The organism is Alteromonas sp. KC3, from assembly GCF_016756315.1.
Taxonomy (GTDB): domain Bacteria; phylum Pseudomonadota; class Gammaproteobacteria; order Enterobacterales; family Alteromonadaceae; genus Alteromonas.
Genome location: NZ_AP024235.1, coordinates 3,056,682 through 3,075,800, shown reverse-complemented (window position 1 = coordinate 3,075,800; position 19,119 = coordinate 3,056,682). Strand labels below are relative to the sequence as shown.

Annotated in this window: 17 protein-coding genes and 5 tRNA genes; 16 read left to right on the top strand and 6 right to left on the bottom strand. The window is 44.0% G+C overall.

The genetic code is table 11. The features are described 5' to 3' along the window. The first annotated feature begins 21 nt into the window (after window positions 1–21). The 8 genes from JN178_RS13720 (at window position 22) to JN178_RS13685 (ending at window position 7,989) form a co-directional block, all read left to right on the top strand. The gene (locus JN178_RS13720; RefSeq protein WP_202262031.1) at window positions 22–1,656 is read left to right on the top strand and encodes a methyl-accepting chemotaxis protein; all 1,635 of its coding nucleotides are present in this window, start codon (window positions 22–24) and stop codon (window positions 1,654–1,656) included. Beyond that, window positions 1,653–2,675 (top strand): cytochrome-c peroxidase, encoded by a 1,023-nt coding sequence (locus JN178_RS13715; protein WP_202262030.1) that lies wholly within the window; start codon window positions 1,653–1,655, stop codon window positions 2,673–2,675. The genes JN178_RS13720 and JN178_RS13715 overlap by 4 nt, the downstream gene beginning before the upstream one ends. 11 nt (window positions 2,676–2,686) lie before the next feature. Beyond that, window positions 2,687–3,010 carry a plastocyanin/azurin family copper-binding protein gene (locus JN178_RS13710; protein WP_202262029.1) on the top strand — a complete coding sequence of 108 codons (324 nt, stop codon included), beginning with the start codon at window positions 2,687–2,689 and terminating at the stop codon, window positions 3,008–3,010. Window positions 3,011–3,013: 3 nt separating this feature from the next. Further along, complete coding sequence (locus JN178_RS13705) at window positions 3,014–3,712, top strand: cytochrome c (protein ID WP_202262028.1); 699 nt, start codon at window positions 3,014–3,016, stop codon at window positions 3,710–3,712. Then, the gene (gene msrP / locus JN178_RS13700; protein WP_202262027.1) at window positions 3,712–4,569 is read left to right on the top strand and encodes a protein-methionine-sulfoxide reductase catalytic subunit MsrP; all 858 of its coding nucleotides are present in this window, start codon (window positions 3,712–3,714) and stop codon (window positions 4,567–4,569) included. The genes JN178_RS13705 and msrP overlap by 1 nt, the downstream gene beginning before the upstream one ends. Before the next feature lie 4 nt (window positions 4,570–4,573). Next, entirely contained in the window at window positions 4,574–5,299 is a 726-nt protein-coding gene (locus JN178_RS13695; protein WP_202262026.1) for a sulfite oxidase heme-binding subunit YedZ, read from the top strand. A 99-nt stretch (window positions 5,300–5,398) separates the two neighbouring features. After that, window positions 5,399–7,021, top strand: a complete 1,623-nt coding sequence (locus JN178_RS13690) for a methyl-accepting chemotaxis protein (RefSeq protein WP_202262025.1) — start codon at window positions 5,399–5,401, stop codon at window positions 7,019–7,021. A gap of 68 nt (window positions 7,022–7,089) precedes the next feature. After that, the gene (locus tag JN178_RS13685) at window positions 7,090–7,989 is read left to right on the top strand and encodes a histone deacetylase family protein (protein ID WP_202262024.1); all 900 of its coding nucleotides are present in this window, start codon (window positions 7,090–7,092) and stop codon (window positions 7,987–7,989) included. A 13-nt stretch (window positions 7,990–8,002) separates the two neighbouring features. Here JN178_RS13685 and JN178_RS13680 read toward each other — a convergent pair whose 3' ends face one another. From JN178_RS13680 to folD, 6 genes are all read right to left on the bottom strand, one after another. Continuing rightward, complete coding sequence (locus tag JN178_RS13680; protein WP_202262023.1) at window positions 8,003–8,998, bottom strand: phospholipase A; 996 nt, start codon at window positions 8,996–8,998, stop codon at window positions 8,003–8,005. Between the two features lie 35 nt (window positions 8,999–9,033). Beyond that, window positions 9,034–9,876, bottom strand: coding sequence for an MBL fold metallo-hydrolase (locus tag JN178_RS13675; protein WP_202262022.1), 843 nt, complete (start codon window positions 9,874–9,876; stop codon window positions 9,034–9,036). Between the two features lie 37 nt (window positions 9,877–9,913). Then, on the bottom strand, window positions 9,914–11,632 hold the full coding sequence (locus tag JN178_RS13670) for a proline--tRNA ligase (RefSeq protein ID WP_202262021.1): 1,719 nt from the start codon (window positions 11,630–11,632) through the stop codon (window positions 9,914–9,916). Window positions 11,633–11,719: 87 nt separating this feature from the next. After that, entirely contained in the window at window positions 11,720–12,436 is a 717-nt protein-coding gene (gene tsaA, locus JN178_RS13665; protein WP_232369571.1) for a tRNA (N6-threonylcarbamoyladenosine(37)-N6)-methyltransferase TrmO, read from the bottom strand. 199 nt (window positions 12,437–12,635) lie between these two features. Next, entirely contained in the window at window positions 12,636–13,211 is a 576-nt protein-coding gene (locus tag JN178_RS13660; protein WP_202262020.1) for a DUF1415 domain-containing protein, read from the bottom strand. A gap of 62 nt (window positions 13,212–13,273) precedes the next feature. After that, window positions 13,274–14,128 (bottom strand): bifunctional methylenetetrahydrofolate dehydrogenase/methenyltetrahydrofolate cyclohydrolase FolD, encoded by an 855-nt coding sequence (gene folD, locus JN178_RS13655; RefSeq protein ID WP_202266071.1) that lies wholly within the window; start codon window positions 14,126–14,128, stop codon window positions 13,274–13,276. Between the two features lie 404 nt (window positions 14,129–14,532). On the opposite strand from folD, the gene JN178_RS13650 reads away from it, so the two are divergent. The 8 genes from JN178_RS13650 (at window position 14,533) to clpX (ending at window position 18,802) form a co-directional block, all read left to right on the top strand. Beyond that, a tRNA-Pro gene (locus JN178_RS13650) sits at window positions 14,533–14,609 on the top strand. A 24-nt stretch (window positions 14,610–14,633) separates the two neighbouring features. Continuing rightward, window positions 14,634–14,710: transfer RNA gene (locus JN178_RS13645), tRNA-Arg, on the top strand. Window positions 14,711–14,799: 89 nt separating this feature from the next. After that, window positions 14,800–14,875 (top strand) — tRNA-His (locus JN178_RS13640). A gap of 6 nt (window positions 14,876–14,881) precedes the next feature. Next, window positions 14,882–14,966: transfer RNA gene (locus tag JN178_RS13635), tRNA-Leu, on the top strand. A gap of 42 nt (window positions 14,967–15,008) precedes the next feature. Then, a tRNA-Pro gene (locus JN178_RS13630) sits at window positions 15,009–15,085 on the top strand. 335 nt (window positions 15,086–15,420) lie between these two features. Then, on the top strand, window positions 15,421–16,725 hold the full coding sequence (gene tig, locus JN178_RS13625; protein WP_202262019.1) for a trigger factor: 1,305 nt from the start codon (window positions 15,421–15,423) through the stop codon (window positions 16,723–16,725). Window positions 16,726–16,823: 98 nt separating this feature from the next. Continuing rightward, window positions 16,824–17,453 carry an ATP-dependent Clp endopeptidase proteolytic subunit ClpP gene (gene clpP / locus JN178_RS13620; protein WP_159627017.1) on the top strand — a complete coding sequence of 210 codons (630 nt, stop codon included), beginning with the start codon at window positions 16,824–16,826 and terminating at the stop codon, window positions 17,451–17,453. Window positions 17,454–17,527: 74 nt separating this feature from the next. Next, window positions 17,528–18,802, top strand: coding sequence for an ATP-dependent protease ATP-binding subunit ClpX (gene clpX, locus JN178_RS13615; protein ID WP_159627016.1), 1,275 nt, complete (start codon window positions 17,528–17,530; stop codon window positions 18,800–18,802). Window positions 18,803–19,119 lie beyond the last annotated feature (317 nt).

Genomic DNA, 19,119 nt, shown 5'->3' with positions numbered 1-19,119 from the left:
AACTTAAGAAGAATTGACAGGATGTTTTCAAACCTAAACATGGCAAGTTGGCAGTTTAAGCTCTACCTCGTTGGTGCGGTGCCAATTCTTGTGTGCTTGTCTATTGTCGGGTTAGCAACAAATACACTTTTTTCTCAAAGTGAGTCGCTTCAGGACGCTATCGATGACCTCAAAAGTCGGCAAGATATGGCGTTAACATTCATGGTAGCGAATCTAGCGCTCAATGCCGAAGTAAAGTCGTTGATAGCCGCGTCTTCTCAGGATGATATCAGGCAAAGCGCCATTGCAACTATCAAGGCTACGTCTACGGTTGAGGAAGAGCTAACACATCTAAATAATGCTCTTGGAAATGATCCTAAACTGGTTGAAATGCGCAGTTTATTTGATGAGATTAAGCCCAGACAAATGCAAGTTATTAGCAAGGCAAAGCGAAATCTAGATGCAGAGGCAATGATTATCGCTAATGAAATGAAGCCGCTGATATCAAGCCTTGAAAAAATAAGCTTAGAACTTGTAAAGCGAGAGTCTCAACAGCTTACACAACTTAAAGAGGCAAATTCTTCACAAAACACGCGTTTGGTTTATACGTTGATAATATTTTGCTGCGTGGGTGGCTTGGTGTCTCTGGGAATTGCACTCTACTTCGGTAAAACGTTGAAAGACAGACTTAATTACGTGCGAAAAGTATTAAATAAGGTCAGTGAAGGCGATTTAACAAGTCGAGTAGAAAAGCGCAGTAAGTGTGAAATAGGCGAAGTAAATGACGCTATTTCTGTCACCATCGACAAACTTGAAAAAACGGTTCATCAGATATCAGACAGAGCAGCAAGCCTATTTAGAAACGTATCAGTTGTAAAAGACGCTACACACCAGTCAATTGAGAATGTAAACGCATTAACCACAACTTATGAACGTATTGATATAAGCGCTAAAACAAATATCGACATAAGTGAACAAACTGCAGAGCAATTGCACATTGCCCAAACGAAGAGCGCAGAAGCGAGCGCTACGGCTTTGCGAGCACTGGAGCAAGCGAAGGTGACCAAGCGTAACATCGCAGAGGTGATTGATGCGATAAACGTATCAAATCAATGTGCTGAGCAAATGGGGCTTGCCGTTCAGAATATCACTTCTATTTCTGAAAACATTGCGGCCATCTCTGAACAAACCAACTTACTTGCGTTGAATGCTGCAATAGAAGCAGCAAGAGCAGGGGAGAGCGGTAGAGGTTTTGCGGTCGTTGCGGATGAAGTCAGAAACCTTGCGTCGCGCTCTAATGAGTCGGTTGACGAAATTGCCGCACTTGCTCAACAACTAACATCTAGCGTGACAACGATGGTTACGCAGATGAGTGAAACCAGCAACAAAGTTGAACGTCAGGGGCATGAGTTTGAGTCGACGTTAGACAATATCCTCAATGCGGAGTCACTTATACGCAACAGTGAGGAGCGCATAGAAGAAACATCCTTATTGGGGGATAAACAGCTTGAGGAAACACGTGCGATTATTACCGCGATGGAAAAGTTAAAAGGCGTTATCGATTCAACTACGCTTTCTGTTGCAGACATGGAAGGGTTATCCGACAGCTTAACCAAATCATCAAGCAGGTTGCAGTCGCTTGTTTCTTATTTCAAATTGATAGGAGATCCCAAGTGAAACGACTTGTATTAGTTGTGCTTTTAGCTGTGTCCTCGCACGCTCTTGCAAACGATTATGTTTATAAAGCAGGGCATCCATCGTTACAAGAATGGCTCCTGCCTGAGAATGTTCCAACGCCCAAAGATAATCCCCTCACACCCGCTAAAGTAGAGCTTGGAAAAATGCTGTTTTTTGATCCTCGATTAAGCGGAGACGGCAATATGTCTTGTGCTTCGTGTCACTCGCCTTTGTTTGGCTGGTCAGATGGTCAGAAAACGGCGAGAGGTCATAAGAGTATGGTGTTGGGCCGTGCATCACCGGTTGTTGTTAATACTGGGTATAACGACATTCAAATGTGGGATGGACGCGAAAAAACATTGGAAGACCAGTCTATCGGGCCTATGCGTAATACCGCAGAAATGAATATGGATATCCCAAAGCTCATCGATTTTCTGAGTAAGTCTGAATATAAGGAGCACTTTGAAGAGGCATTCCCCGGCGAGTCCATAGGCGTGGAGCAAATAGCCAAAGCACTTGCGTCTTTTGAACGCACCATTGTCAGCCGAGATTCCCCGTTTGATAACTGGGTAAGGGGCGATGAAAGCGCATTGACTGCACAGCAAATCAGAGGTTTTAGGCTATTTGTTGACCCAGATAAAGGAAATTGCGCCGTTTGCCATAGCGCACCAAATTTTACCGATAACGGCTTTCATAATTTGGGACTCGCGTCCTTTGGTGAAGATAACCCTGACTTGGGTCGCTATACTCAGCGGCCTTTGCGACTGATGAAAGGCGCCTTTAAAACACCCACTATTCGTGACATAACGCTTTCTGCCCCGTACTTTCACGACGGTAGCGCCGAAACATTGATGGAAGTTGTTGAGCACTACGCCATTGGTGGCGTGGTAAAAGAAAATCGCTCTCCAAATATGAAAACGCTCAACTTATCTCAGCAAGAAAAAGAAGACATTGTCGCTTTTATGGAGTCGCTAACGACACCACCAGAAGCATTTGTTTTACCTATATTGCCTCTTTAAGGATTACGTTTATGTATAGATTTTTCACTGCTCTTGTTTTTTTCAGTTCAACCACCGTATTAGCAAATGACCCCATAGTAGTGGGGCAGAAAGATAAAGCGTTCACCGTAAGTGAAGTATCGATAAAAGTGGGAGATACCGTGCGCTTTGTAAATGAAGATTCGTTTTTTCACAACGTCTTTTCACTGTCGGATGCGGCCCTTTTTGATTTAGGCTCATTTCCACAGGGGGAGCACCGTGATATTCAATTCGACACAGCAGGAGAAGTGGAGGTTGAGTGTGCGATTCACCCCTCAATGCGAATGGTTATTCATGTTGAAGAGCCTGAGGGCTAAAAAATGAAAACTTTCTCACTATCCGTGTTGAGTAGTTTGCTATTACTTTTGCCAACCTTAGCGATAGGGGCTCAGCAACAAGAAACTGAGCCAACTGTCGAAATCGGTGCCAAAGTTTATCAAGAACGTTGTGTACTTTGCCATGGAATGCAAGCGATGGGAGAAGGCGTTCTCCCAATGAAGCTTAAAAACTACCCGAATACGAATCTACTTAAACGTATTCGAACTAAAAGCCGTGGCGAGATACATGATGTGGTAACCCATGGTGCATCGCTTGAACATATCTCTGATTTTATGCCTCCGATGGGGGCTGAATTAACGTGGACAGAATTAGAAAGTGTTGTTGATTTCCTCATGTTGCTCAAGCGTGACACACAGCAAGGCTTAGCTATGCTAAAGAACAAAAGCCCGAGTGTGATAGACACTATGGACTCGTTTGCTGGCAGAGATATCTATGAAACACGGTGCGTTTTGTGCCACGGGACAACTGGCGAGGGAAATGGGAGAATGAGTAAAATCATTAAATCTCCACCTCCTTATAACCTCACACTTTCAAGGCTTCCAAAAGAGTACATTGTGAGTATTGTTACAAAAGGAGGGGAAGCCATGCAACGGTCTGGTCAAATGCCCCCGTGGGGCGATCAGCTCAATAAGGAAGAGATTGAGCACGTAGTTAATTATGTGATGTCGTTGAGGAAGTGATGCAACGCTTTACATCTTTGCCCATTACGCAAGAAGCATTATTTTTAAATAGACGCCATTTTATTAAGCAGGCCTTTTGTACCGGTTTATTGGCGTCTATGCCTAACTACGTGTTTTCTCAAACAAGTGGTAGCCACCTGGTAACCCCTATGAAAACCGCTTCTACTTACTGCAATTACTACGAGTTTTCAGATAACAAAAAAGTCATTCACCATCTTGCTAAAGCACTCGCTATTTCACCTTGGACTATAACTATAGACGGCGAGGTAGAAGAGCCCACGGTTTTAAATGTTGACCACATTACGCCAACGGTTTCTCGAGTCTATCCCATGCGTTGTGTTGAAGGGTGGACAGCAGTTATTCCGTGGCAAGGTATCCAACTGCGCGACTTATTGACGCTAGTTACCCCTAAAAGCAGCGCTAAATACGTTAAGTTCTATAGCGTTTACAGACCGTCTGAAATGCCAATGCAAAGGCGTGAACATTTTTCTTGGCCCTATGTTGAGGGGTTGAGGCTAGACGAAGCAATGCATCCTCTTACCATGCTTGCTTTGGGGATGTACGACAAACCACTAACAAAACAAAACGGAGCGCCAGTGCGCTTGGTAGTGCCTTGGAAATACGGTTATAAAAGTATAAAAGCCGTAACGCGCATAGAGTTCACAAGCTCACAACCAATCGGTTCTTGGGAGCAAGCAAGTCCCAGCGAGTATTCTTTCTACGCCAATGTAGATCCTAAGAAGCCTCATCCAAGATGGAGTCAGAGAAGGGAACTGTTACTTGGAGAAAAGCAAAAGCGACCCACACAGCGTTTCAATGGGTTCGCCAAGCAGGTAGCTCAAATGTATAGCGAGTAGTAATGTGGAAAGAACACTACGCTTTTTAGGGCGCCATTGCGCTTTTCTCCGTTATGCAATCTATGTCTCTGGTTTCTTGCTAAGTGGTTTCTTGGTCTGGAACTATATCGATACTCAGCACAACGTATATCAAACGTTAATGGCACTTACTGGGCAATACTCACTTGCGTACCTCATTCTCGTATTGCTCATTACGCCTCTGCGAAGGTGGTTCGTTATAGTATGTCAGTACTGGCACCTTTCTTACGGCAAACGTTTGAGTGACTGGAATTGGCTAATAAAGCTACGCCGTAGTCTAGGGTTGGTAAGCACGTGGTTTGCCTTCACGCATCTATTAATTTACCTATGGCTTGACCTTGCATGGTATTGGCAAGAGATTGTATGGGATGCGCGTAATCGATATTTTGTAGCCTTTGGGTGGTTAGGCTGGTCGATATTGACGGTATTGGCTATAACGAGTCCTGATATTGCTCAAAGGGCGCTAAAGCGCAGGTGGCGCCAGATTCATCGTAGTATTTACCTATTGGCAATTATCGTACTGTGTCACTTCATGCTTAGCGAGAAACAAGGGAGTAACGAGGTTGTACCCTGGGCAATTGGTATTTTTATCTTGTTACTTCATAGGGTGTGGTTTGGCGTTATGAAAAATAGTAAAAATGCAACGGACAACGGTATGCTCGTATATCGTCACAATAAAGGACGTGGTGCAAAATACCTTGAGCAAGATTAATCTAAATTCGCGACTTGTTTGCTGCTGTGTAACAGTATTGTCATAAAAATAACATTTAATAGCGGCATCAGTTTTCGACACCTCCCAAAAGGTTATATTGTGTTCAATTACACTAGCATTAGCCGTTTAGTAATGACGCCCGTTCTCGCCAGTTTATGTTTACTTGTTTTGCTCAATGGCGCCTCAATCTTAAAATCTTTTTCGGTACTCAGTTCGTTTGATGAACTAGAAAATACGTTGGTGCAATCTGAACGCGATGTAAATAGTGTACTAAGTACATTCAAGACACAGGTACAAGAATGGAAAAATGTATTACTTCGTGGCCATAAACAAGAGGATAGAGAAAAGTACTGGAACCGCTTCAAGCAACGCGAGACTGAAATTACCCAACAGTTCGAGTTGATGCTTACCAATGATGTCATTAGCGATAAAGCGAAATCAGAAATACGCCAATTTCAAAAAGCGCATGCATTGATGGCGGCAAAATATCGAGAGGGCTATGAGGCGTTTGTGGCATCTGGCTTTGACCCGAAAGTGGGAGATAGTTATGTACGTGGAATTGACCGTGAGCCAGCAAAGTTACTCTCTAGTATCGCTGATGACATTGCAAGCGAGTCCGCCAATGCAATTGCAACGCTAAAAGCGACAACGCGCAGTATGCTGTGGATGATCTTGCTAGCAGCAATAATACTATCTATCGCATCGGTAGCTTATGTTATTTCCAGATTGCGTTCGCAGGTTATCAAGCCCACTAAACAAGTGGCTGCATGTATTGCCAATTTGGCCAATAGCCAATATGACTATGCGTTAAATTACACCAGTCAACATGAATTAGGTGTACTAGCAGACTCTGCAAGAGCACTACAAAGCAAACTCAATGAGTCTGTGGTTCAGCTTCGAGAGGCTGAACGTGAGATGGAGCGCGCGTTTGGTACGCTGAATCATGTGGGTCAATCAATAATGGAAGGCGCTAACGAACAGCGTGACGCTTCTCGCTCTCTTGATAATAGCACCGATAAGCTTAGAGAAATTGTGCAAAATCTGGTGGCTATTACTGATCAGGTTGCAGTGGCGACAAATAACTCTGAACAAAATGTCGCCAGTTGCTATACGACATTTGAAAAGGCAAACCTTGGGTTTAAACAGCTTGCTAAAACAGTAACCGAGTCGAGCAATATCGTGTCAGAGTTACAAAGTCGTAGTACTAATATTTTGAAAGTGGTTAATGTAATCAACGAAATTGCTGATCAAACCAACTTGTTAGCCTTAAACGCTGCTATTGAAGCTGCAAGGGCAGGTGAGCACGGTAGAGGTTTCGCTGTTGTTGCTGACGAAGTTCGCGCTCTGGCAGCAAAAACGCAACAATCCACCAAAGAAATTAATGACATTTTAAGCAGCTTTGAGTCAGAAGCAAAAGGTGCCGTTGCTGCTATGGCCTCAGGTAAGCAACTATCAGATACCAACGCTTCAGAAGCCGCTACAGCGTTAGAAACACTTAATAATGTGGTTCGCGATATTCAAGAAACGGCCAGTGTTGTTGTGGCCCTCAATGAAGCCGCGGATGAACAAGAAGCCGTATTACACCAAGTAGAGGTGATTATTAGCAAGGTAGTAACGTCATCTGAACGCTATCATCAACTTGCGCAAAAAGATGATATGTCACGTTCGATGAAAAGCATGTCGCACAACGTGGAAAAGGTCGTCAACAGTTTGACCCGATAAGTTAGCTTTGTCAGTATTACAAAAGGAGCTTCGCGCTCCTTTTTTTGCAATAAAGGTACTGTGTTTTAATGACCCCGTTAGTTTTTCATCCGATTTACAGTCAACTTGACTTGCCTGAGCGACATCGCTTTCCAATAGAGAAGTACGTAGGCATACGTGACGAGCTAGTCAAAAGAGGCATTGAGTCAAGTCGCTTTGTTGCGCCAACCCCCATAGACAATGAAACCCTTCTTACCTATTTTTCAGAGCACTATGTTCGTACTTTGACAACCGGAGAGTTAGATAAACAAGCAATGCGTCGAATCGGCTTTCCCTGGTCGGAGCAACTCATCGAGCGCACGCGTACTGCTGTTGCAGGTACTCGTTTAACCGCGCAATTGGCCCTTGAGACAGGTAAGGCTCTAAATCTAACTGGTGGCTACCATCACGCTTTTTCAGACTTCGGCTCAGGCTTTTGCCTATTTAACGATTTATATATTGCAGCCAAAACAATGCAACAGTCTCCCGAAATTGAAAACGTACTTATTGTTGATCTGGATGTTCATCAAGGTGATGGTACCGCCAAGTTGGCCGAAAATGACCCCGACATATTTACCCTGTCGATTCATGGTGAAAAGAACTTCCCTTATCGCAAACAGCAATCGGATTTAGATATTGGTTTAGCAAAGGGCACAGGCGATGATGAATACCTGTCGACGTTGGAAGAAGCACTTACACTCGCACTAAGACAATTCCAACCTGACGCCATTATTTATGATGCTGGAGTAGACGTACACATTAATGACGACTTAGGTCATCTTAATATTACGACGGAGGGGGTTTATCAGCGCGATAAGCAAGTATTTGAACTAGCGCATAGACTCGGCGTGCCTATTGCGGCAGTTATTGGTGGAGGATACCAGCGCGACATTGCCGCACTGGTTGATGTGCATATTCAGCTCTATCGCGCTGCTGGTGTAATTACGTAAACGGCGAGACAACTTACAAGAAATGCAGTTGAAAACCGATACCAATACGTTCTTGTGAACGGTTGTAATCGATAAGTGAGTCGCCGTAACCATTAAAGTACTGCAATAGCACTTCGTATCTATCCGAAATAGGATAAGTAAGATCTAGCTGTATGCTACCTCTATTTGAGTCCAAATCTAAGTTGTTGCGAAGCAGCGCTAGCATCTTGAACGCGCCAACTTTGCGGCCATAGCCTAATTCCACACGACCGTAGTAATCTAGAATATCTGGGTTGTCATCGCCAGAAGGGTCAGAAGGGCTCTCCTTTTCATCTTCAGGAATGCGATACCAGGTTTTTAGGTAGTAAATGTCGTCGTCATCGCTAAATACGATAGAGGCAAATATTCGATTCCAGCTTCTAGAGCGAAAGCCGCTTTGCCCATTAGACATGTGGTTAAAACCAACTTGAAAGGTATTAAATTTGTAGCCTAATACAGAATAATCGGCGGTTTCTTGCCAAAAAATTTCAGGTTCGTAGTTAGTTTCTCTAAACGGTTTAGACACTTCGCTATTATATAACTGCCAGAATGAAGTAAGCGTAAAACCGAAATAGACACCATCAAAGCCACTTTCTTCAAGATACAGAGGCAGCTTCGCACTCACTTGAAATTTTGCTTCGTTGTTATCAACGTTCTGTTCATTAAGATCTTCATTACCTATTGTGTTAGGTGATGATGCATAAGTGTAAGGAAGAAAATAATTTTGCCGATGTTGGGTTATTGCAAACACATTATCGAGCGCTTCCTTATCACCTTCTAATCGCTCATCAAGGGCACTTTGAGTGGTCGTGTCGCGTTTGATAATATCAATAACTTCAATTCCACTTTTTTCCTCTTCCTGATTAGATTGTGCTTCTTTGGTTGTTGAAGGTAGCTTCTCTTCTTCGTAATCGGTGGGATGGGTTTGCGAATACACAGGGGAACACACGGTAGCAATCACTGCTACCAATAAAGGCTTTAACACTGACACCTTTTAATCTCCATAATAAGGGTTTTGAGTTGTGCTTAACTGAAGTCCAGTGTTTGGCCTTCCGAAGATGCAAATACATGTAAAGTAGACTCTGCAATAGTGACATATTCATTACAGTGGGTCACCACATCATCTATATCGTCGTCAGTGCGTTCTGGATCATGACTATACAGCGCTAATTTTTTTGCATTACATGCCATTGCTAGTTTTACCGCTTCTTCGGCAACAGAATGACCCCATCCGGTTTTTGCTGGCATATCAGACAACATGTATTGTGCATCATGAATGAGAAGGTCAGCATCGAGCGCAAACATAACAAACTCTAAAAAATCTGTTTCTTTTTTGTAAGGCGGATAGAGTTCATTGTCTGTGATATAGGCAACTTTGAGCCCGTCTGCTTCAATACAATACGCACTGCCTTTGCCCGGATGATTCATACGTAAGCGCTTGACGACAGCGCTACCAATAGTGAACTTATCTTGCCCTTCAGGCAATTGTTCGATGGTAATGTTGGCCTTTAGCGCTTCAGGTGGGACTGGAAACAGCGAGCCTTCCATTTGACGAATAATCTGGTCAGGCTCATTGAGCATGGTTTGTCCGGGGTAGATGTTAATTTCACGATTTTCTTGATAGATAGGCGTAAAAAACGGAAACCCCTGAATGTGATCCCAGTGATTGTGGCTTAATAGCAGGTGTATGGGTGTTTGCTTTTTAACGAGCTGCCCGCCTAACTTGCGAATACCCGTTCCAGAGTCGAGAACGATATCAGTACCGTCCTCAAGCTCTATGTGGACGCATGCAGTGTTGCCACCATAGCGAATAAAATCGGCTCCCGGTGTGGGAATTGACCCTCTTACGCCATAAAAAGTTAACCGCATACGCCCCTCGTTCTTACTTATTGGGCAAGTTTAGATGTTAGAGTGCGGCGACAAACTCTCTCGCTGCGCTTAAATCTAATAACTGCTTTTCGCCCGTACGTCTATTCTTATACTCAACTTGTTGATTATCTAGGTTTCTTTCACCAATAACAATACTGTGAGGAATACCGATAAGCTCCATGTCATTGAACATAACACCAGGGCGTTCTTTTCTGTCGTCAAACAAAACTTCAACGCCAAGCTCAACAAGCTCTTGGTAGAGCTTTTCCGCTGCTTCTTTGATGCGGTGAGATTTGTGCATATTCATAGGTATAAGTGCAATTTTAAATGGTGCAATAGGATCTGGCCACTTAATGCCAAATTTATCGTGGTTCTGTTCAATGGCTGCCGCAACAATACGCGAAACGCCAATACCATAACAGCCCATGGTCAAGGTTTGATGCTTGCCAGTTTCTGTCAATACGCCACAGTTCATTGCTTCAGAGTACTTACTGCCTAGCTGGAATATGTGGCCAACCTCAATGCCGCGTTTGATATTAAGCGTGCCTTTGCCATCAGGAGAAGCATCGCCTGCAACCACGTTGCGAATATCAACGCCAGTGACGTCTTCAGACCAGTTAGCATTCATATTCACTTTGCCGCCGGCGCCTGCACCAGTGGTGAAGTCTGCAAGGGCTGCTGCACTGGCATCAATGAGTGCTGGTACAGGTAAGTTAGTTGCATCTGCAAACAATGGTGAAACGCCAAGCACTTCTTTTGCTTGCTCAAACGACGCTTCAACAAGTGGACTAGCAACGTTGTCCAATTTTTCTGCTTTGACATCGTTAAGTTCGTGGTCCGCGCGAAGCACAAGCGCTACCCATTTGTCGGCAATGACTTCTTCGCCTTTGCTGTTTACATCACAGGCAGCCTTTACCAATACAACTTTGACGGCGTTTGTTGCGTCGGCTTCTACGCTTTTTAAAATAGCATTAAAATCTTTGCCTTTAGCATCCTTGGTTTCAACTGCGGCACCTGAAGCAACTGACTTCTCAGGGGCTACTGCCGCGGCCATTTCGACGTTAGCTGCATAATCACTATCACTTGAGAAAGCGATGTCGTCTTCACCTGACTCGGCAAGTACGTGGAACTCATGAGAATGGTTACCACCAATTGAACCTGAATCGGCAATAACTGCTCTAAAGTCTAGACCCATTCGCGAGAAAATATTGCAGTATGCGTCATACATTTTCTGGTAAGTTTCTTCTAGACAGCTTTCCTCCAAGTGAAAGCTATAAGCGTCTTTCATCGTAAATTCACGACCGCGCATAATGCCAAAGCGGGGGCGAACTTCGTCGCGGAATTTAGTTTGTACCTGGTATAGGTTCAAAGGAAGCTGTTTGTAACTACTGATTTCATTACGTACAAGTGCGGTAATAACCTCTTCGTGTGTTGGACCAAGCACAAAGTCTCGCTGATGACGATCTTTAACGCGAAGTAGTTCAGGGCCATATTCGTCCCAGCGGCCAGACTCTTCCCAGAGATCAGCGGGCTGAACCACAGGCATAAGCACTTCAATGGCGCCTGCTTTGTTCATTTCTTCACGAACAATATTGGCTACTTTATTGAGAACGCGAAGACCAGACGGTAGCCAAGTATAAAGTCCTGATGCTAACTTTCTGATCATACCAGCGCGAAGCATAAGCTGGTGGCTGATAACTTCTGCATCTGCAGGGGTTTCTTTCTGCGTGGCAAGCAAATATTGACTAGTGCGCATGTAAAGCAGGTTTCCTGTAAAAATTATTTATCGTAGATCTGGCGTATTCTAATTAACTGTGAGCAATTTCGCCACAAACGCGTTAGCTTAAAGCGGATTTATCTGCGTCACTCTCACGCATCCACCTAAAACAATGAAGCTGAGGTCAACATTGTATAGTGCAACTTTATAGGTTTTGGGGTCATTATCACATTGTTGTTTGTACGCTGGTCTAGGGTCTTGAGATAACACGCTCGTGGCGAGTGATTTAAAGTCACCGTGTTGTTTTTCCAGTTCCTCAAGTGTTGCTGATAAGACACTGTCAAATTGAACCGTTCTTTGCGGAATTGGATGATATGAGCTCAATTTATCGGTAGCGCCGCTAATCGCATCAGCATAGGGCAAGTAAGGTTTAATATCGATTATTGGTGTGCCATCTACAAGGTCGACACCCTCTACGGTAAGCGCATAGGAATCACCGTGTTTTACGATGCCTTTATTTAGTACTACCGACATGCCAACGCTGTTTGGTCTATGTGTGCTTCTCGTTGCTAATACGCCAGTACTTGCATTGCCACCTAAACGAGGGGCTTTAACTTTACTCTTCCAGCCTCTGGCTTGAGTTTGGTGAAAGACAAAAAGTAACCATAGATGTGAAAAGCCGTCGATACCTTCAAGCATATTGACGTCGTCAAAGCCCGGTAAAAAGCTGATAGTCCCTTTTGCTTTTGCTAAACCCGGCTGGCGAGGGATGGCAAATTTCTGTTTAAAGGGAGTTGCAATGGTCGCAATCGGTGAGAAAGCGTAATTCTTTGAGGTCATCATGAACACCATCAGGTTTATCTAAAAATCTGAAAAAAAGGGCGAAGTGTCACATAACTCTCATAAACATCGGGTAAGTTAACACTTCAAGTGAATACTTGAGCCGCATTTAAGCACTAATCAGTTTTGACTGATAGCAATTGTAAAAATGTGGTCCCTGGATCCAATCAAATTTAGGCTCACGCTATCGTGAGCCGCTTTTTTATTTCCGTGTTTTCATTTTTTCTAACTGCGCTTCAAAGTATGGGCAACCTAGTGAGTTTGCTTTAGCAATGTTGTGGCTGAAGATTTTTTCTGCATCATCTTCATTTTTCATGTAACGAGATATATCACTTTCTCTAATCAGATGAAGAAGCGGGTAGGGTGAGCGGTTTGTATAGTTCTCGCTATCGTTCTCGGTGTTACCATCAAATACGTAGTTTGGATGGAAGCTCGCTAGCTGATAAGTACCGCTATAACCCCAATCATGTAACATGCGCTCAGCAATCGCGAGTACGTCGAGGTATTCGTCAAAATCAGCTAACGCCTCATGAGTTAATATCAGCAGCGTGGTTGCAGTCTTGTCGTCATTGTCTAAATGATGAAGTTCATTAAACAAGCTTTCGAGAATGTCGCCAGTATCGCCAGCGAGTACTTCAAGGCGAATTTGATTGGGAGAGCGAACATATTTCGCAAAAGGACAAAAGTTATGCGCAATAACAATATCATCCACCCAATTTAGCGTAGCGTTGATGTAATGGGAATGCGATAAAGAAGAGGGCTGGTATTTGTTTGGCATTGGACGTGTACAATCTAAGGGAATTAAAGGCACCATATGCAATGGTGCCAATAGCTAATGAACTAAGAATGATACTTAACGTAGGCTTCTAGCGTATTTTCAATCAAGCTTGCTACTGTCATTGGGCCCACACCACCTGGTACTGGGGTGATCCATCCCGCACGCTCTTTCGCTTTCTCAAAGTCTACATCACCCACTAACGACCCATCATTAAGGCGGTTAATGCCCACATCAATTACGATAGCGCCAGGCTTGACCCAATCGCCAGGGATAAAGTTAGGTTTACCTACCGCCACAACTAACAAGTCAGCACGCTGAACATGACTTTTCAGGTCTTGAGTGAATTTATGACACGTGGTTACCGTACATCCGGCAAGAAGTAGCTCTAGACTCATAGGGCGACCTACAATATTTGAAGCACCTACGATTACTGCATCTAAGCCTTTTACTGGTCTTTTAGTCGACTCAATCATTGTCATGATGCCTTTGGGCGTACAAGGACGAAGGGCAGGTATGCGCTGCGCGAGGCGACCTATATTATACGGGTGGAACCCATCTACATCTTTATGTGGCTGAATGCGCTCTAACACTTTTTCAGCGTTCAATCCTGCAGGTAGCGGGAGCTGAACCAAAATGCCGTCTATTTCTTTGTCTTCGTTCAACTCGTCAACGAGGTTAAGTAGCGTTTCTTCGGTGGTATCAGCAGGAAGATCAAAAGAGCGAGAGACAAAACCAACTTCTTCACATGCCTTACGCTTGTTAGCAACATAAACTTGAGACGCTGCATCACTTCCTACTAGGACAACAGCAAGACCAGGTTGTCTTTTTCCAGCTTGTGTCAGTGATTCAACATAGGATGTAACGTGTTGGCGAACTTGTTTGGCAATTAGTTTGCCGTCGATGAGGTGAGCGGTCATAGTGTTATTTATCAAAGTATAGTGGTCAACAAGTGCCCTATATTGTTTCACAAAACGCTATTGCTAAACCAGCACTAAGCCTTCTCTTAATGAAAAAAGAGACTAAAGATGTGTACAAACGCAAATTATCCGTCCACTTTTTTCTTATCCAAACGCAGTTTTTCTTATTTGTGCTTAAATGATGAAAACGTGTCACGCTAATTGTGCTGACAAAAAAGGGTGTAGCCGAGTAGTTTTTTGCTTGTTTATTGCTCTTTTTGTTCAAAAAAACGTGATAATGCGCGCTTTATGAGCGGTTGGAAAATTTATTTAAAAAAGTGTTTGACGAGGTGGGGTCATGTCAGTAATATTCGCACCCCGTAACGGCACAGAGACAAAACATCTCAGAAAGCAGTTACATCAGTCGGTGAGTGGCGCAGCTTGGTAGCGCACTTGTTTTGGGTACAAGGGGTCGCAGGTTCAAATCCTGTCTCACCGACCACTTTTTGCAGCGAAGATTCGCCGAGCGCCCGTAGCTCAGCTGGATAGAGCAACGGCCTTCTAAGCCGTGGGTCGCAGGTTCGAATCCTGCCGGGCGCGCCATGCGGGTCAGGTAGGTCCTGACAGGATGGCAGAATTTTCAAGTTTACATGGTTAACAATTCACATGTAAACTATGCAAGCACCTCTATGGTGGGCGTAGCTCAGTTGGTAGAGCCCCGGATTGTGATTCCGGTTGTCGTGGGTTCAAGTCCCATCGTCCACCCCACTTTTTGCGGAAGTGGTGGAATTGGTAGACACGCTGGATTTAGGTTCCAGTGCTTCACGGCGTGAGAGTTCAAGTCTCTCCTTCCGCACCATATTTTCAAGCTTTATCTAAAGCTTTTCAATGATATCTCTGTCGGTGAGTGGCGCAGCTTGGTAGCGCACTTGTTTTGGGTACAAGGGGTCGCAGGTTCAAATCCTGTCTCACCGACCATTTATCTCTCTTTTCTTGAAAGCCTTTTAAATCTAAATGTCCATTTATCGCTGAATCGATAATTTTAGTGCTTGTTTGGTCGTATTCTGCACAAATGCGCGTTACAAACTTGTGTTTCCCTCTCGACTCTTGTGATCTGCGGCTGTATACTACCGCGTCTTTTTTTAACCAGTACGTTTGTTTCAGGTTGGCTTTTTGACATAAATATTGTCCTAACCATGATTGTATAAACGTCAGATAACGACCTCTTCCCCGCAAGTGATATGCAACATTGCATGACGGGAGAGGGGATTGAGAACAAAACGCCTGTAAAGGCGTATAGTTGAGGTAACATAATGCAAGTTTCAGTCGAGACGACCCAGGGTTTAGAACGCCGTCTTACTATCACCGTTCCAGCAGACGCGGTTGATTCAGCAGTTAAGTCACGCCTACAGCAGTTGGCAAAAACACAACGCATTAACGGCTTCCGCCCAGGCAAAGTTCCTGTAAGCGTAATCAAAAAGCGTTTCGGCCAAGCAGTTCGCCAAGAAGTTGCTGGTGACGTAATGCAACAAAACTTCTACCAAGCGGTTATTCAAGAAAAAATCCAACCTGCTGGTATGCCAAAGTTTGAACTGACTAAAGACGAAGACGGTCAGGACCTAGAATTTACTGCATCTTTCGAAGTTTACCCAGAAGTAGAAGTGAAAGGTGTTAGCGATATCGAAATCGAAAAGCCAGTAGTAGAAATTACTGACGAAGATCTTGATAACATGATGGAAACGCTTCAGAAGCAACACGCAACTTGGAAAGAAGTTAAGCGTAAAGCGAAAAAAGATGACAAAGTGATCATCGATTTCGTTGGTTCTATCGACGGTGAAGAATTTGAAGGCGGGAAAGCAGAAGATTTCGCACTTGAGTTAGGCAAAGGCCGCATGATCCCAGGTTTCGAGAAGCCTCTTGTAGGTGCGAAAGCGGGCGAAGAAGTGACTATCGAAGTAACTTTCCCTGAAGACTACCACGCAGAAAACCTGAAAGGTAAAGACGCGGTTTTCCAAGCAACTGTTAAGAAAGTAGAAGGTCAATCTCTACCTAAAGTTGACGAAGAATTTGCGAAGCTTTTCGGTGTTGAAGAAGGCGGTGTAGACGCACTTAAAGCAGAAGTTCGTAAGAACATGCAGCGTGAACTTGACCAAACGCTAAAAGCACAGGTTAAAGAAGACGTTATCGCTAAACTAGTTGACGCTAACGAAATCGATATTCCTCAAGCGCTAATCGACCAGGAAGTAAACGCACTTCGCGAGCAAGCTAAACAACGCTTCAGCCAACAAGGCGGTGGTCAAAACCTTCCTGAACTGCCAGCTGAGTTGTTTACTGACAACGCTAAGCGTCGTGTTTCAATTGGTCTACTTCTTGGCGAAGTTATCAAGAATAACGAACTTAAAGCTGACGAAGCGAAAGTTAACGAGATGATCGAAACTGCAGCGTCTGCGTATGAAGATCCGCAAGAAGTTATTGATTACTACAACAATAACCAAGAGCTTATGCAGCAAATGCAAAACGTTGCACTTGAAGAGCAAGCGATTGAGTGGGTTCTTGAGCAAGCAAAAGTTACTGAAGTAACTAAAGCTTTTGACGAGGTTATGAACAAACAGGCGTAATTTTTTACTGTCTGATTGACAATACTTGTCAGCAACTGCTTAAATGCTCGGAGCCTTCCGAGCATTTTTGTTTTTAACGCTAGATAATCAAGGTAGCTATGACTAATACCCCGTTTGACCCTATGAATGCACTTGTTCCAATGGTTGTAGAGCAAACCTCAAAAGGTGAGCGCTCTTATGACATTTATTCGCGCCTATTGAAAGAAAACGTTATTTTCTTAGTGGGGCAAGTTGAAGACCACATGGCCAACCTAATCGTTGCTCAAATGCTGTTTCTTGAAGCTGAAAACCCAGAGAAGGACATTTTCCTTTATATCAATTCACCGGGTGGTTCAGTAACTGCGGGAATGGCAATATACGACACAATGAACTTCATAAAGCCAGATGTTAGCACCGTATGTATGGGGCAAGCGGCAAGTATGGGCGCATTCTTGTTGTCTGCTGGTGCCAAAGGTAAGCGCTATTGCCTACCTAATTCTCGTGTAATGATTCACCAACCATTAGGTGGGTTCCAAGGCCAAGCTTCAGATTTTGAAATTCATGCGAAAGAAATTCTGTCTATTAAAGAGAAGCTAAATCGCCTAATGGCCGACCATACTGGTCAAGACTACGAAAAAGTCGCTCGTGATACCGATCGTGATAACTTCTTAAGTGCAACTGAGGCGAAAGAATACGGCCTAGTTGACCAAGTTTTAGCAAATCGATCTGACGTAGCCGCAACTAAGTAGTATAGTTATAGAGAACCCGAGCCAGTGCATCGCACGTTATGGTTTTCGGCTCGGGCAAGGCAGAGGCAAAAGTAATGAGTGATAAGCAAAGCGGTGACGGTGATAATAAGCTACTGTACTGTTCGTTTTGTGGCAAAAGCCAACACGAAGTAAGAAAGTTAATAGCAGGCCCGTCGGTATTTATATGCGACGAGTGTGTTGAGTTATGTAACGATATCATTCGCGAAGAAATTAAGGAAATCGCGCCAAAGCAAAAGCAGGACGCTTTACCTAAACCTAGTGAAATACATGCGCATCTTGACGATTACGTAATTGGTCAAGAGCATGCTAAAAAAGTACTTTCAGTAGCGGTATACAACCACTACAAGCGCTTGCGCAACGGTGATGTTCATGACGGTGTTGAATTAGGTAAGAGTAACATTCTGCTAATTGGTCCTACAGGTAGCGGTAAAACGTTACTTGCTGAGACTTTGGCTCGATTACTTGATGTGCCGTTTACAATGGCAGATGCAACTACACTAACCGAAGCCGGTTACGTAGGTGAAGACGTTGAAAACATAATCCAAAAGCTGCTTCAGAAATGTGATTATGACGTTGAAAAAGCACAGCGTGGTATTGTGTATATCGATGAAATCGACAAAATTTCGCGTAAGTCTGATAACCCCTCGATTACGCGCGATGTGTCGGGCGAAGGTGTTCAGCAGGCGTTGCTTAAGTTAATCGAAGGTACTGTCGCATCAGTTCCACCACAAGGTGGTCGCAAACATCCTCAGCAGGAATTCTTGCAGGTTGATACCTCTAAGATCTTGTTTATCTGCGGCGGCGCATTTGCTGGCCTTGATAAAGTGATTGAGCAGCGTGCGCAAAAAGATACCGGTATCGGTTTTGGTGCTACGGTTAAGTCGAAAGACAACAGCAAGCAAATAAGCGAACTGTTTAAGCAGGTTGAGCCAGAAGACTTAGTGAAATATGGTTTGATACCAGAGTTCATTGGTCGTCTTCCTGTCGTGACGAGTCTTGAGGAGTTAAACGAAGAAGCGCTGATTCAAATTCTACGCGAACCTAAGAATGCCATCACCAAGCAATACGGTGCGCTATTCTCTATGGAAGATGTAGAACTAGAATTCCGTGACGATGCACTTAACGCAATTGCCAAAAAAGCAATGGAGCGTAAAACCGGTGCGCGTGGTCTTCGTTCAATCGTAGAAGCTGTTCTTCTCGACACCATGTATGACCTTCCATCGATGGAAGATGTCAGTAAAGTCGTCATTGATGAAACCGTGATTCGCGGGGAATCGAAGCCGATTTTGATATATGATAGTAACGAAAAGAAAGCAGCCTCTGAGTAATTGTTAGGTTGTAAAAAAGGCCCTTCGGGGCCTTTTTTGTTTTTAAACCGCTACTGCGCTGGTTTATACTGCGTTGGTAAATTTTGTGAAATCCTCATTTACCTTAAGTAAACTCCGGTTCCCCAAAATCTCCCGCCTTGTCTAAACCATGCTCGCTGACGCGGTTTAAAAACGACAGTCGTTGTTTCTGGTTTGATTCAACAAAAACAAAGGTTGTCGCGGTTTTTCGTCAACATCCGCCTTGCACCCACTTCGCTCACGACGCTGAACAAAAACACTGGATGATGTTTTCGGAGCACTTTTTTATACTTAGTCTG

Bases quoted from the DNA above. Each gene is read 5' to 3' on its own strand.
- JN178_RS13705 (WP_202262028.1), top strand. From the start codon at position 3,014: ATGAAAACTTTCTCACTATCCGTGTTGAGTAGTTTGCTATTACTTTTG.
- JN178_RS13675 (WP_202262022.1), bottom strand. From the start codon at position 9,876: ATGCGGTTAACTTTTTATGGCGTAAGAGGGTCAATTCCCACACCGGGA.
- clpX (WP_159627016.1), top strand. From the start codon at position 17,528: ATGAGTGATAAGCAAAGCGGTGACGGTGATAATAAGCTACTGTACTGT.
- JN178_RS13660 (WP_202262020.1), bottom strand. From the start codon at position 13,211: ATGCCAAACAAATACCAGCCCTCTTCTTTATCGCATTCCCATTACATC.
- JN178_RS13670 (WP_202262021.1), bottom strand. From the start codon at position 11,632: ATGCGCACTAGTCAATATTTGCTTGCCACGCAGAAAGAAACCCCTGCA.
- tig (WP_202262019.1), top strand. From the start codon at position 15,421: ATGCAAGTTTCAGTCGAGACGACCCAGGGTTTAGAACGCCGTCTTACT.
- folD (WP_202266071.1), bottom strand. From the start codon at position 14,128: ATGACCGCTCACCTCATCGACGGCAAACTAATTGCCAAACAAGTTCGC.
- msrP (WP_202262027.1), top strand. From the start codon at position 3,712: ATGCAACGCTTTACATCTTTGCCCATTACGCAAGAAGCATTATTTTTA.
- JN178_RS13710 (WP_202262029.1), top strand. From the start codon at position 2,687: ATGTATAGATTTTTCACTGCTCTTGTTTTTTTCAGTTCAACCACCGTA.
- JN178_RS13720 (WP_202262031.1), top strand. From the start codon at position 22: ATGTTTTCAAACCTAAACATGGCAAGTTGGCAGTTTAAGCTCTACCTC.
- tsaA (WP_232369571.1), bottom strand. From the start codon at position 12,436: ATGATGACCTCAAAGAATTACGCTTTCTCACCGATTGCGACCATTGCA.
- JN178_RS13685 (WP_202262024.1), top strand. From the start codon at position 7,090: ATGACCCCGTTAGTTTTTCATCCGATTTACAGTCAACTTGACTTGCCT.
- clpP (WP_159627017.1), top strand. From the start codon at position 16,824: ATGACTAATACCCCGTTTGACCCTATGAATGCACTTGTTCCAATGGTT.